At 36.3% G+C, this 13,853-nt stretch carries 11 protein-coding genes; 9 read left to right on the top strand and 2 right to left on the bottom strand.

The genetic code is table 11. The features are described 5' to 3' along the window. Positions 1 to 21 precede the first annotated feature (21 nt). Together COE25_RS09710 and COE25_RS09715 are read left to right on the top strand one after the other, a co-directional pair. On the top strand, positions 22 to 342 hold the full coding sequence (locus tag COE25_RS09710; protein ID WP_098932462.1) for a DMT family transporter: 321 nt from the start codon (positions 22 to 24) through the stop codon (positions 340 to 342). 401 nt (positions 343 to 743) lie between these two features. Continuing rightward, on the top strand, positions 744 to 1,574 hold the full coding sequence (locus COE25_RS09715; protein WP_098932463.1) for a hypothetical protein: 831 nt from the start codon (positions 744 to 746) through the stop codon (positions 1,572 to 1,574). Between the two features lie 443 nt (positions 1,575 to 2,017). Here the strand turns inward: COE25_RS09715 and COE25_RS09725 are convergent, their stop codons facing one another. Continuing rightward, on the bottom strand, positions 2,018 to 2,173 hold the full coding sequence (locus tag COE25_RS09725) for a DUF1540 domain-containing protein (RefSeq protein WP_098932465.1): 156 nt from the start codon (positions 2,171 to 2,173) through the stop codon (positions 2,018 to 2,020). A 537-nt stretch (positions 2,174 to 2,710) separates the two neighbouring features. Between COE25_RS09725 and COE25_RS09730 the strand changes: the two genes are divergently transcribed. The 4 genes from COE25_RS09730 (at position 2,711) to COE25_RS09745 (ending at position 9,173) form a co-directional block, all read left to right on the top strand. Beyond that, a complete protein-coding gene (locus tag COE25_RS09730; RefSeq protein WP_098932466.1) occupies positions 2,711 to 3,241 on the top strand; it encodes a DoxX family membrane protein in 531 nt (176 codons plus the stop codon). Positions 3,242 to 3,358: 117 nt separating this feature from the next. Beyond that, positions 3,359 to 5,461 (top strand): hypothetical protein, encoded by a 2,103-nt coding sequence (locus COE25_RS09735; RefSeq protein ID WP_098932467.1) that lies wholly within the window; start codon positions 3,359 to 3,361, stop codon positions 5,459 to 5,461. Between the two features lie 48 nt (positions 5,462 to 5,509). Next, a complete protein-coding gene (locus COE25_RS09740) occupies positions 5,510 to 7,456 on the top strand; it encodes a beta-propeller fold lactonase family protein (RefSeq protein WP_098932528.1) in 1,947 nt (648 codons plus the stop codon). A 355-nt stretch (positions 7,457 to 7,811) separates the two neighbouring features. Further along, positions 7,812 to 9,173 carry an IS1182 family transposase gene (locus COE25_RS09745; protein ID WP_098932468.1) on the top strand — a complete coding sequence of 454 codons (1,362 nt, stop codon included), beginning with the start codon at positions 7,812 to 7,814 and terminating at the stop codon, positions 9,171 to 9,173. Positions 9,174 to 9,797: 624 nt separating this feature from the next. On the opposite strand, the gene COE25_RS09755 is transcribed toward COE25_RS09745, so the two are convergent. Then, a complete protein-coding gene (locus COE25_RS09755; protein ID WP_098932469.1) occupies positions 9,798 to 10,187 on the bottom strand; it encodes a YmaF family protein in 390 nt (129 codons plus the stop codon). 255 nt (positions 10,188 to 10,442) lie between these two features. Between COE25_RS09755 and tnpA the strand changes: the two genes are divergently transcribed. The 3 genes from tnpA (at position 10,443) to COE25_RS09770 (ending at position 13,653) form a co-directional block, all read left to right on the top strand. Next, a complete protein-coding gene (gene tnpA / locus COE25_RS09760) occupies positions 10,443 to 10,847 on the top strand; it encodes an IS200/IS605 family transposase (RefSeq protein ID WP_098932470.1) in 405 nt (134 codons plus the stop codon). 4 nt (positions 10,848 to 10,851) lie between these two features. Next, positions 10,852 to 12,267: an RNA-guided endonuclease TnpB family protein gene (locus tag COE25_RS09765; protein ID WP_098932471.1), complete on the top strand. Its 1,416-nt coding sequence runs from the start codon at positions 10,852 to 10,854 to the stop codon at positions 12,265 to 12,267. A gap of 909 nt (positions 12,268 to 13,176) precedes the next feature. Beyond that, positions 13,177 to 13,653 (top strand): DUF4367 domain-containing protein, encoded by a 477-nt coding sequence (locus COE25_RS09770; protein WP_098932472.1) that lies wholly within the window; start codon positions 13,177 to 13,179, stop codon positions 13,651 to 13,653. The last annotated feature ends 200 nt before the right edge of the window (positions 13,654 to 13,853 follow it).

Raw genomic sequence — 13,853 nt, forward strand, 5'->3', positions numbered from 1 at the left:
ACAAGGTTAGGAGATGATTCAATGGCTTGGTTTTTTCTTCTTATTGCCGGATTTGCCGAGATTGGTAGTGTTATAAGCCTGAAACGTGCAGACGGGTTTAAAAAATTGCTCCCCTCTGTAGCGTGTCTTTTTTTTGGGAGTTTAAGCTTTTATTTTCTTTCTTTGTCATTAACTTCTCTTCCAGTGGGGACTGCCTATGCAATATGGACCGGTATCGGCTCTGTTGGAAGTGTTTTAGCAGGAATGATCTTCTTTAAAGAACCTAGAAGTTTAAGAACAGTCCTATTGATTATGTGTATTATTACAGGGGCTGCAGGTATTAAAATAACTTCTGGACATTAAGATCAAGGTTTTAAATGGCAATAAGTAGATTATGTAAAGAAGACTTCGGGAATACTTTCCGAAGGTTTCATCTCGAAACAAGTTTTTCACTTTTAAATTTAAAAACTTTTAAAAAAAATGCCCAACTTGATGTGGGCATTTTTATTTAGCTATTTGTTCTTGAGTGGCGTTTTATTTATAACAAATTCGGCTTAGTTTTGAATTTGAATAAACTTTATTAGGATTAAATCTTTTTTAGAAAAGGTGAAATAGCCCACTTCGTTTTCTTACTGACGTCATGTTGTTATTTATCTATGGGTGAATGTCTTAACCTAGGACAATTGTGGAACATAGTATAAATTTGTGGTCCTTATAATCAGGATAAGAAAAAATAAATAACCTTGGTGAGGGGAATGTTCAAAATGGAAGAACAAAAACAATACCGTAATGATTTGTTGGAATGGTGTAATACCATTTATTCTAATTGGGAAAGTATGAAACCAGAGGTTACCAAGCTCTATGATATGGAGAGTTTAGAGGAATGGGAAGGATCATGCCGTCAATTAAAAGAGAAATTACAGTCAGATTTAAACGTGGACTTCGATGATTATCTGAACGCTAAAAGCCTATATGATCAGTGGGAACAGCTATTCAAAGAAACGCATGCGTATCAAGAAGAGATTAAAGTCGATTCTGATCAACGTTTGGAATGGGAAGAGGAACAACCATTCCATGAAGGATTAATGGAAAGGGCTGCTTCTCAAGAAGAGATTGAAGTCGATTTTAATCAACGTTTGGAATGGGAAGACGAAAAACCATACCATGAAAAATTATTGGAAACGAATGCTTATCAAGAGGAGATTGAAGTCGGTTCCGATCACCGTTTGGAATGGGAAGAGGAGGAACAACCATTCCATGAAGGATTAATGGAAAGGGCTGCTTATCAAGAGGAGATTGAGGTTGATACAGATAAATATGTGGATTTAGACGAAGAACTACAATACCGTGAAGAATTGTTGGAATGGTGTAATACCATTTATTCTAATTGGGAAAGTATGAAACCAAGGTTTTCAAAACTTTTTGATATAAAAAGTTTAGAGGAATGGGAGTCATCATGCCGCAATTTAAAAGAGAAATTACAGGAAGATTTAAAAGCGGATTTCGATGATTATCAGACAGCTAAAAGCCTATATGAGCAGTGGGAACAGCTATTCAAAGAATCGAATGCTAATCAAGAAGCGATTGGAGTTTAATCTGCTTAAGATTTAGGTATTTCAAGCGAAAATAAGATGAAAGAGATAACATCGGAGCGGCTGAAATGCTGCTCTTTTTTTGTCATAAAAATTCAAATGTGTACATGTCAGCAACATTTGAGTGATGATAAATGTTTTATACAGCACATATATTTATTTATAGATCAAGGAAAGTGAGGTCTCTATATGGTAATGGTGTGTAAAAACCATGTTAAAAAGGCACTAAAAGGTCTTGACGTCCCACATGTAGAAATAAGCAAATTGTATAAAAGTCCCTGTATATTTTGTAAACAGGAAGCTAATATAAATATTTTCTATTCAGTTCCTATTTCCAATAAAATTAGAAAAATAAGATATATCCATAAACATGTATGAAAATGATTATTATTATCAATACTACAGATATTAGAGGGATAACCATAAAAAGGCTATCCCAACGAAAATTATGCTTCTGGAACAAATGTTTTGCAATCCGTTTCTTCACTACTGGATGCCTGTTTGCCTTTATGACTGACTACATAAATAGCATCTGCATTGCATTTGTTTCCGTTGCCCCAGTAAGAACAGTTATTTACTTCACAAAGAACATCTTGTGCCATTCGTATCACACCTCCTTTTGCTTATCTTTGACGAATGAACTTTGGATGATACCCTTTGATGAAAATAACATCAAAATTTCTAATTAGATAACGCTTTTATATATTTTTATAAAGAAAAATTTTTTTGAGTGACTGAAAAGTCGCTCTTTTTTCTGTTCAGATAACGGTTCAGGTTAGTGGAATAAGGTTACACCATTAAGAAATTAACTTTTCAAGGCGGCTGTTAATAAAGGAATTTTTCTATTTCAATATAGAAAAAATCCAAACACAAAGTCCGATAATATTTGCTATTAAAAAAGAAATTATTAAAACGTTTTTAAATCGATCCATTTTTTCTCCTTGTTCTTACAATTTATATTTATACTACTCTATTTTAAACTATTAAATCTGTCATTATAGCATAGATTATGTAATTTTCACTCAATTTTGATTGACAATGATTATCATTTAAGTATAAGATTATAACGAAAACGAAAATGATAATCATTATCACTTTCTTTATGGAATATCTTAATAGATTCGTAGGAGGTGATAATAATGAGTACATTAATTAATAAAGTGGTCTTGCAATTATTGGTAACTGTAATGCGTATTCTTTTTGGTGTAGGATGGCTATTAGCGGGTGTAACGAAGATTAGTGAAAAACACTGGTTTAGTGAACCTGGTATTTTTATCGAACATTATTTATTAACTGCAGTAGAAAAACCAAATGTTCCAGAATTTTACAAGCATTTTATTGAACATGTAGCATTAGATCATGTTATGTTCTTCAATTATACCATTCCTATTGTGCAAATTATTTTGGGAATATGTTTGATCGTTGGATTTATGATTATTCCTTCTGTTTTTATTTGTCTTTTTATGCATGTGAATTTTATTCTTTCAGGAAATATGAATTTAATAAGTCTGACCCTTTATACAAGCGCATTTGCAATTTTATTTTTTATACAAAGTAGTTATGTTTTCAGTTTAGACCGATATTTTGGAATAGATCAAAAGCTTTCTTTTAAGAACAAAAAGTTAGAAGAGCCTGTTATACCAAAAAGGCTTCTTAAGAATATTTCTTAATTAATAAGTATTTTTTATAGATTAGTTAAAAAAATAGTCGTTTATTATCTATTAATCAATTTATTTCTTATTTTTTTATGATGATAGATAAAATTATTATGTTGAAGGGATATTATTATGAAAAACAAGCCATGGAAAGTGATGTCATCTATCGCACTTGCATCCACTTTAGTACTAATTGCTGGATGTACGAGCGATAAGAAAGTTGCTAAAGAAGAAAAAACATCAGAACAAGAGCAACAAGTAAGTAAGAAAGCGACAAACGCTTCTGTAAGAGTACCTGTGACAGATTATACGTTTGATACAGCAGGGAACATGTTCGCCTATGCAGAATTTGAACTTTCAGGAGAACCCTTAGTAGAGGGACTAGGACTTGATTTGGATGTTCTTGATCCAAAAAAATTAGATTCGCCCACAAAGTTTGATTATACAGCAGGAATTGAATCGTATGAATATTCAGAGGAAGCAATGTATGAAGTTGTAGAAAAATCAGGGTTAGGGCTACATTTAATTAATGGTCCGGTTGTCAAGGAATTAGCTAAAAAGCAGGGGAAAGAATCACAAGAATTATTAGCAGAGCGTTTCTATAAATTAGCTGATGCAGTTGGCTATCCTCGTGAAGAGATTCATAGGAATATGTTTCCAACCTTTATTGAATATGCAAAAGGTGATCCTCATTATATTCAAGAAGTAGATACTTCTAACTATGCTTCAGGGGAAGAAAATACATACGTTCCTCAATATCAAGTTAACTTTAAGTCGCTTCGATGGGATCGTAATAAAATGGATAAAGTATTAAATCCAGCAGCATATGGGGGGGCATTCTTAAAACAAGCTCTATGGGCTGGAGATTTTATGGGTGGGTTTCATACTGTAGACGGTGATGAAGAATTGGAAGGTGAAACACCTACTGATGATCATGGTGAAAACGTTGCCATTGGTGTCAGCTCAGCAGATGGTATGCAGGGAGCCATCCTAGTAGAGGAAATTTGGAACAAATTAAATTACGTTCGTAATCACTTATTTTACAAGGCAAATGATCAGAGATTACTTCCTGCAAGTGTTGGAAGTCAGTATGATCCATCAAAAGGCTATGTTTATTTACCTCATACAATCCAAGTAAAAGAAGACGGAAATACAGACGTCCCTAATGCCGAGTCACTAGAAGTAACAGATGCGCGCAGTATTTTAACAGATCAATGGTTAATGCTTTGGCCTTCATCTGAATTCTTCGGCACGACAGATCAGCGTCCAGAAAATAAAAATGTCGCGCCATCATTCCGAGCACTTTTTGACAGTGATCCTTATCCTGCTGCACCTAAAGTAAATCTTGATAACAATACAGGAAACGATGTGACTGTAAACGATCCATACTCTGTTAACCGTGACGTACTGCTTCATGTGTTTAAAAATATTGACGCCATGCACTTTAATGAAAAAGAAGGTGCATTTGTAGCTGAAAATAATGGTAAAGAGCAAGGAAATTATGTAGATACGTTTAATGCAGGCTATACAATGGAATCACTTCGTATTTTCCAGCGTGCAATTGATGGTCTTCCAGTTGGATATGCAAATGCAGAAGACGCTGAAGGATTAAATACAGCTGAAGGTAAACGTGCAATTGAATTAATTAAAAAACAAGCTGATTTTATCATTGATAAACTGATGACAGATTCAGGCTTAGTTGCAAAAGGCTATACATTCGGTAAAGGTGCAGATAAGGAAACACCATTAAATGCACAACTTGGGGCCGTTCGCGGCTTAACAGCAGCATATCTTGCAACAAAGGATGAAAAATATCGTAATGCTGCTCGTACCGTTTATCAAGCAATGGATGAAATGCTTTGGGATAATAAGGCAAAAGCCTATGAAACTGTGAAAGGCGAAATGAAATATGATGCCTATACTGCAGGTGGAGTATCTGCTGTCTTACGTGTCGCGATTAATAACTTAAGCAATATGGAAGGTGATGAAAAACAGCCAAAAGCATTAGAAGTGGAGACCATTATTTCACGATATGTTGATTTTTATGAAACTGTCATAGATGGTCCAGATCTTAAACAAGGAATGCAAGCAAGTGAATTCTGGGATACAGGTGATTTTTACATTGATGGTGATAAGTCTGGAAACACAGATGGAGATCAAGTTCCACAAACTCAAGCTGGTCATGGTAAATACGGCATTGCACCTGTTCTTGTACCTGTTGAAGTAAAAAAATAAAGATAAAGAGGGTAGGTAATCGTGAAGAAAATTGCCCTTTTCTGGCTAATGCTCCTATTGATGGGGGCGTTAGTTGGTTGTAAGGAAGGAATACAAGCAGTAAACGAGAAAGAGCCAGGAGTTGTTCGGGACTATGCTGTTAACAGCAACAATATTGTTATGAATAAGGCTGGTAGTACCATTTATATAGCCAATATTGATGTAAATACAGTTACCATTGTTGACAGTCAAACAAAAAAGGTGACAGCTGAAATACCCGTCGGAAAATCCCCTGTACAGCTAACCCTTTCACCAGATGAAAGTAAATTGTATGTTTCCTGTAGGTATGACAATAAAATTGACATCATATCAATTGAAAAAGAAAAAGTGGTCGATTCTCTTGATGTCGGAATTGAACCATATGGTGTTGTAACAAATCAGGACGGTAAAAAGCTGTATGTTGCAAACTATCGATCTAGTACAATATCAGTAATCGATCTAACTAATAAAAAAGTTGAGTCTGAGATTAAAGTCGGCGATCGACCTAGAACATTAGCGATTACGGCAGATGGGCATAAGTTATATGTTCCGCATTATTTAGATGCGAAAATTAGTGTGATTAATACCGAAACTGAAAAAATAAGTAAAGTAATTACCCTTGCCGATTCACCAGATAGTCACGATCGCAAAAAAAGCCAGGGGATTCCCAATACATTAGAACAATTTGTGATAGATCCCGATGGAAAAAAAGCTTGGATTCCACACTTGTTAACAAATGTTGATACACCAGTTCACTTTCAAGAAACGATTTTCCCAGCCATCTCTGTCATTGATTTAACGACTGATGAAGAGTTGGTTGATGAACGGAAAGAATTGTTCGAAGAAATAAATATCACAGATAAAAAAAATGACACAATCATTACCTCAAATCCTAATGATGTCGTCTTTCATCCAAACGGTAACAAAGCATATGTTGTCATGTCTGGAAGTGAAGATCTCGTTGTGTTTGATTTAAAACGTGGTGGCAATGCAACGCAGATTCTAAGAAGAATTGAAGGAAATAATCCAAGAGGTGCCGTGATTTCACCGGATGGAGAAACCGTTTATGTTAACAACGCTATGAGTCATGATCTTGCCGAGATTTCTACAGGAGGAGACAGTCCATACGCTCGTGCAAAAATGAAAGGTGACAATCTTGAGTTGATATCAAAAGATCCTCTGTCCCCACTAGTAAGAGAAGGGAAAACGATTTTTTATAGTGCCAATAGTGATGAGTTTGCGACAGGAATTACAGGGAATAATTGGATGAGTTGTATTTCTTGTCATGCTGATGGTGAAACAAATGGACTTACTTTAATGACTCCAAAAGGACCAAGAGAAGTTCCAAGCAATGTTTTAACGACAAAAACCGGATTATTTATGTGGGATGGAAGTCGTGATGATTTTACGGATTATATATTGACTGTGCAGGGTGAAATGGGTGGCATGATGGAATTTGATCCGGGAAAACCACTCCCTAATGATGTCGAGCATATGTATGATGCGATGTTTGCCTATCTCGATGATCCTGATTCATTCCCAGTCCCAAAAAGTCCTTATCGTAAAAAGGATGGAAGTCTGACCTCTGCAGCAGAGGATGGAAGAAAATTGTTTGAAGGGAAAGCAGGATGTATTGCATGTCATGCAGGGGCTCAATTTACAGATAGCGTAAAGGCTATTGATGAAAACGGTCATTTGACAACTAGCAATACTAATTATTTGCATGATATCGGTACTACTAATCCGTTAGATAAACCATCTAAAGGTAATGCTAGGCAAGGTTTTACAAACCCAAGAGATACTCTTCATTTTGATGTTCCAACATTAAGAGGGGTATGGGCAAGTGCACCTTATTTTCATGATGGCAGTGCTAATACGATTGAAGAGGTTATTAAGCGAATTCGATATGAAGGAAAGCCTACGTTTACAGACGGTGAAATTTTAAAAATAGCCGAATATGTACGTTCTATAGAATAGAGGGTAATCAAAAAATAGACAAGGAGCTACCTTTAAATCATGTAAAATTTACAAGAAAGCACCGTGTAAACGGTGCTTCAGACTGTCGACAAATCCGAAAAACTTGGGTTTGCCGGCAGTCTTTTTTATGTCTTTGCTAAATTGTTTGTTGATTTGCGCTCCAGGCGCTTCGCTTTCCGCGGGCGTAGCGGGGAGCCTCCTCGGCGCTTAAGCGCCTGCGGGGTCTCCCCTGCTCCGTACTCCCGCAGGAGTCTTCGCGCCTTCCGCTCCAATCAACAAGTTTTAAAATCAATAATGACCTTTAAATCAGTCCTTTGTATAATTAAGATACAGACATATAGATGAGGTGGATGAAATGCTAACTAAAAATACACAGATGAATCGTGATCAAATAGAAATGATAGCTTTAGAACAAGTTGTACCCGCGAACCACCTGGTTCGTAAGATAGAAGCTGCTATTGATTTTTCATTTATCTATTCACTTGTTCAAGATATGTACTCATCTGAACGGGGACGTCCGAGTATTGACCCTGTGGTATTGATAAAGATGGCTTTCATTCAATATACCTTCGGTATTCGCTCTATGCGTCAAACCATTGCAGAAATCGAAACGAATATGGCATATCGTTGGTTTCTCGGCTTTGGTTTTTATGATAAGGTACCTCACTTTTCAACGTTTGGTAAAAACTACGAGCGACGCTTTAAGGATACTGATTTATTTGAACAGATATTCTATCGTATTTTAAAGGAAGCCTCAGAAAAGAAATTGATTAGTAGCGAGCACGTATTTATTGATTCTACACATGTTAAAGCTAGTGCAAATAAGCGTAAATTTGAAAAGAAAGTAGTTCGAAAGGAATCGAAGGCTTATGAAACACGTCTACAAGAAGAGATTAATAAAGACCGGGAAGATCACGGAAAAAAGCCATTTCCTCCAGATAAATTTGAAAAAGAAGAATTAAAGGAAATTAAAGAAAGTACCACTGACCCAGAAAGTGGTTATTACGTAAAGGATGAGCGAACGAAACAGTTCGCATACTCATTTCATGCGGCTTCGGATCGAAATGGTTTTGTTTTGGGTGCAATTGTAACCCCAGGGAATATCCATGATAGCGTCATTTTCGAGCCACTACTTGAGAAGGTCATTGAAAAACACGGGAAACCTGAAGCTGTTGCTGCTGATGCTGGATGCAAAACACCTGCTATTGCTCAATTCGTAATTGAAAATGATATGACTCCTGCATTACCATATACACGCCCTCGTACGAAGGACGGTTATATGAAAAAACATGAGTATATTTATGATGAATACTACGATTGTTATATCTGTCCGCAAGGACAAATACTGAAATATGCAACGACGACGAAGAATGGAAAGCGTCAATACTTCTCTAATCCGTTTGAGTGCCAAAATTGTCCTTTACTTTCAGAATGCACGCAGAGTAAAGAACATAAAAAATTGATTGAGCGACATGTTTGGGAACATTACATAGAAGAAGCCGATCATCTTCGTCACACACAAGAAAATAAAAGCATTTACGCAAGACGTAAAGAAACGATTGAACGGGTCTTTGCGGATGCTAAGGAAAAGCATGGTATGCGTTGGACAACCTTAAGAGGCTTAAAAAAATTGTCCATGCAAGCGATGCTTACTTTTGCTGCCATGAACTTGAAAAAGATGGCCAGCTGGAGGTGGAAAGGTCCAGAATTGGCGTAATAATAGTCAAAGGTAGGTCTAAATTTTCCTCTTTCGAGCAAAAATCCAATAAAAAGGCATCCGAATGGGCTCATTCGAATGCCTTTTGTCTACAATCTGAAGCACCGTGTAAACGGTGCTTCATTACCCTTTTGAAAGGGTAGGAATCATATCTGCCCTGGATAAAATGCCTCGTTGATTTCCCAAGACTCAACGATCTTGCGGGCTACGGTAGGTTCATATCCCATACCCATAAGGTACGTAATAGCCGCAACCTCTCGTAAGGCATGAGGAAAAGAAGTGTGCTGGGCTTCGTGTAATCCATATTGAACAAGAGGTTCAACGTTACTTAATACTGTGTGTTTATAATGGTGTGGGCTATACTGCTGCTGTTGACTAATGTGATAAGGATTGTATTGGTAAGGGTTATACAAAATACAGTCAACTCCCTAGATAAATAATTTGTAAAGTCATCATTAGTCTATGTGTGTTGTATCATGGGTGAAACGGATAGTGGAAAATTAATAGAGAAATGAGTTGGAGTGGTACCTTTATTAAGCTTAAGGATGCCTCAGTTAAAGAAGATAAAAAAAGCCGATTCCTTAACCATCAGGAAATCGGTTTTTTAATGGGGTGAAACTTTCCCTAGGAGCTAGGGCTAGTTGTACCACTATATTTATGTGAATGAGGATGGGCTCCGTTCACTGTCGTTACTCCGTGAAAATTATGATAATGTCCAACTCCACCAGGTAATGGAATCGCAGGACCCGTTGTGCCTCGGATTTCATGTTTATGGCCATCATTTAACGAAGTCACGGTAAAGTATTTATGAGTATGTTTTACACCAGTAGGGGCAGGTTCCGTTGTCCCTGCATATTTATGGTCATGCCCTCCGATAAAAGAGGTCACTCCTGAAAAATGATGTCTATGAATAGGAGTGCCGTTCCAAGACGTCAGATATAATTGGTGAGAATGCTCAGAATCCATATTTGAATCACTTGAATGAATGATAAACCCCGTAACCGGAATTTCCATCTATTTTCCCCCTTTTCTTAATAGCTCTTACAATTTATGAAAAAACTAAATCATTCATGTCCTTTTTTTAAATAAACATAATGAGAAAGAACCCAGAGTAGGCTTTTCCTTTCCATTTAAGTGGAATTGACCAAAACAAACAACCGCAAGCCCCTTCATTTATGAATGGGGTTAGGTTGTTTACTTATTATACTTTTTCAGAACAAGTGTTCCTTTAAATTGGCATTAGATAGAAATATTTGATATAATAAGGATATGAAAAGTCTAATTCAATATAAAAGAAATAATAATGTAGTGTTTTCATGCAAATACCATGTGGTTTGGTGCCCTAAATATAGAAGAAATGTATTGATGGATGGAGTAGATGAAAGACTTAAATCTATTTTATTAGAGGTTGCAGAAGAGACAAAATCTGAAGTAATCGAAATGGAAATTATGCCAGATCATGTTCATCTACTTGTTGAATGTGACCCTCAATTTGGAATTAATAAACTAATAAGAATGATGAAAGGAAGAAGTTCTCGTTACTTACGCAGCGAATTCCCATGGTTAAAAAGTAGAATTCCTTCTCTATGGACCAATAGCTATTTTGTTTCCACTGTTGGCGGAACCACGCTTGATGTTGTAAAACAGTACATAGAAAATCAAAAAGGAGTGTAAAACCATGGCGGCATCAAAAGAAAGAACGCCCTCTTTTACCGCAACGATTCGATTAAGAACGAATGCTAAGGAAGGAAAGCTGCTTTTGATGTTATCTGATTGTGGAAGACAGCTTTATAATGCTTGTTTAGGGGAAAGCTTGAAGAGGATTAAGGCTATTCAAAATACCGAATTATATAAGGAAACCGTCCGATTATCTAAAACCATGGAAACAGATCTAGAAAAGCGTAGAACGAACTTTAAACATCTTAATGCGACTTTTGGTTTTACTGATTATTCGATTCAATCCTTCGGTACACAAACCAAGAATGCATCGAAGTTTATTGCGAAACATTTAGGGACGCACATCTGTCAAAAACTCTCGACAAGAGCCTTTAAGGCGGTGCAAAAATACGCTTTTAAAAAAGCGAAAAAGGTCAGGTTTAAACGAAAAGGTGAGTTTGTTTCTTTAGAAGGAAAAAACAATAAAACATTTCTAACCTACTCCAATGGGTATGTTTTTATCGGGAAAACTCTATCGTTAAAATGCCTAATCGACCCCAAAGATCAATGGATGCAGCATGCCTTAAAGCATAGAATAAAATATTGTCGAATAATAAAAAAAGAAGTGAAGGGGAAAAATCGTTTTTATGTTCAATTGATTCTTGAAGGATTCCCCTATCATAAATATGAATTAGGGAAGGAAGAGATTGGACTGGATATCGGTCCTTCCACGATTGCGATAGTAGGGGAATCGAAAGCGGAATTAAGGGAATTTTGTGAAGAAGTTGTAGTACTCGATAAGGAAAAAAGAAGAATTAATCGTAAAATGGACCGGCAGCGACGAGCAAATAACCCTAATCATTATCAAAGCAATGGCGTAATGAAAAAAGGTAAAAAGAAGTGGGTAAACTCCAAAGGATACATAAACACGCGTTCAGAACACAGAGAATTGGAACGTAAGATTAAAGAAGTTAGAAAACAGCTCCATGGTCGAGATACTAATCAAATCCTTCAACAAGCCTCTTCCATTCAAACAGAAAAACTCTCCTATAAAGCATTTCAGAAAATGTTTGGAAAAAGTATTGGTAGAAAAGCACCCAGTATGTTTTTGAACATGTTAAAACGAAAAGTGGAATCGCAAGGTGGAAGGTTCGGAGAGTTTCCAACCTACTCCACAAAGTTATCTCAAACCTGTCATTGTGGTGCCATTAAGAAAAAAAGACTCAAGGACCGCTGGCATTGTTGTGATTGCGGGGTCCGGGCACAACGTGATTTATACAGTGCATTTTTAGCTAGATATGTAACAAAATCAAATCAAGTGGATCTTCAACAGGCTGAAAAAGATTGGTTTCAACTTTCCAATGTATTAAATGAGTGCATCTCAAACTTGAAAAATATGAAATCACATAGAAAATTCATCTCAACATTTGGTGTATAAATCCCTTAGAGATTAATAGGATAAATCTCTCGGTGTAGACATACCCCGGAACAGTCAATAAGTTGTGAGTGGCAAGGGAATCCGAGCCCGTGTAAATAATCATGTTTCGATTATGTGCATTAGAACGATTTCGGCTGTCGAAGCCTTTTAGACCAAAGTGAAGTCCATCTTTTGTTTGTTATAGATTTGGAAGAGCTAAGGTTGTTTAAAGGTGGAACCCCCTCCATTTATGGACGGGTGAGTGTCGGTAGGGTTTTTATTAAAAAGGTAACTTATTGGTTTAGGTCTTGAGAAAAGGGAAAGACAATAACCTGTCCAGGCTGAACGCCTGGATTTTTAGTTTTTCTAGGAGGTTTGGGGCAGGAAAAAGACAATTGGCTGATAAAATGCTGAAAGTGGCCGATAAAATCGAAAAGTGGCAGATAAAATGAAAAAGTGGCCGATAAAGTGATCGAAGTGGCAGATAAATTGTTCTTAGGGTAAAACCGATGACAGGGTTTTATTAAAAAGGGTAACTTAATGGTTCTAGGTCTTGAATTTAGGCTGGTCCAATGGAATAAGTAGGAGTAAAAGTTACCGGAGCCAGTCTATCGACTGACTTTTTGGGTAGTTTGAGGTGGAAATGAGGGAGTGGACAGTAATCTAGGGCAATCTTCGTTGATTTCATACTTAATAGGAATCTAGTATCTTAACCTAAAATTTTCATCCCAGCATGATTAAAAAAGGTAACTAAAAAGCCTGCCACTGTCCGAGATCCAGTCCAAAAAATAAAAGGTTCTCCATAAGTGGCAAACACAATGACCTAAGCCAGGAAAACCCTCTGGCTTTTTAGCTTTTTTGTGTAGTGGTTGAACAAGGAGGTAGGTTATAATTAATGGTAAAATATAGAATATATTAAGGGGAGTGGTTATGACAAAGAAATTCCTTTTTTTATTAGCCTTCGTACCGCTATTGTTGATGGGATGTACCGCTAGCGGTTCAAACTTGTATGAATTCGATCATTCAAAATTAAAAGAACAAGTGAAAGACCAAGAATTCCAACCTGAATTGCCATCTAAATTACCACTAGAAAATATGAAAGCATCATTTAGTCCAATTCCAGATCAAGCTGACGTCCAAACATTCGACTTTTTTACAAATGGAAAAGGAAATAAAAACCACTTGGAGCTTTTGGTAGTAAATAAGAAAGCTAGTTCTTCTAATTTAAAGTTTGAAGAAGTGGAAATTGGAGATTTGAACGGTCAATATGCTGTAAATGATGAAAAAGCTCAAATTTTAAGATGGAAAGAAAACAATTTAGAATACACCTTAACTTACTATGGTCAACAATCCGATAAGGAATTGTCCAAAGAGGATTTAATTGAGACAGCCAAATCATTTGAATAGCAGACAAAGAGGAGACTTCGAAGTAGAGAGTCTCCTCTTTTTTATTTTCATCTTCAACCATTCAGCAGGATTTTAAAAAATCGCACTCGGATTTAATAATCCCTTTCAGTAGATACTATCCAGGAAGTTTTTCTAGTCAAAAATTAAAAAACGGTATATAATCACATTAATATTTGTACCTATAAATATAATATATAGTA

The sequence above is a fragment of the Bacillus sp. AFS031507 genome, assembly GCF_002584635.1.
GTDB lineage: Bacteria > Bacillota > Bacilli > Bacillales > Cytobacillaceae > Neobacillus.

Bases quoted from the DNA above. Each gene is read 5' to 3' on its own strand.
- COE25_RS09725 (WP_098932465.1), bottom strand. From the start codon at position 2,173: ATGGCACAAGATGTTCTTTGTGAAGTAAATAACTGTTCTTACTGGGGC.
- COE25_RS09740 (WP_098932528.1), top strand. From the start codon at position 5,510: ATGCTCCTATTGATGGGGGCGTTAGTTGGTTGTAAGGAAGGAATACAA.
- COE25_RS09745 (WP_098932468.1), top strand. From the start codon at position 7,812: ATGCTAACTAAAAATACACAGATGAATCGTGATCAAATAGAAATGATA.
- COE25_RS09765 (WP_098932471.1), top strand. From the start codon at position 10,852: ATGGCGGCATCAAAAGAAAGAACGCCCTCTTTTACCGCAACGATTCGA.
- tnpA (WP_098932470.1), top strand. From the start codon at position 10,443: ATGAAAAGTCTAATTCAATATAAAAGAAATAATAATGTAGTGTTTTCA.
- COE25_RS09715 (WP_098932463.1), top strand. From the start codon at position 744: ATGGAAGAACAAAAACAATACCGTAATGATTTGTTGGAATGGTGTAAT.
- COE25_RS09735 (WP_098932467.1), top strand. From the start codon at position 3,359: ATGAAAAACAAGCCATGGAAAGTGATGTCATCTATCGCACTTGCATCC.
- COE25_RS09755 (WP_098932469.1), bottom strand. From the start codon at position 10,187: ATGGAAATTCCGGTTACGGGGTTTATCATTCATTCAAGTGATTCAAAT.
- COE25_RS09730 (WP_098932466.1), top strand. From the start codon at position 2,711: ATGAGTACATTAATTAATAAAGTGGTCTTGCAATTATTGGTAACTGTA.
- COE25_RS09710 (WP_098932462.1), top strand. From the start codon at position 22: ATGGCTTGGTTTTTTCTTCTTATTGCCGGATTTGCCGAGATTGGTAGT.
- COE25_RS09770 (WP_098932472.1), top strand. From the start codon at position 13,177: ATGACAAAGAAATTCCTTTTTTTATTAGCCTTCGTACCGCTATTGTTG.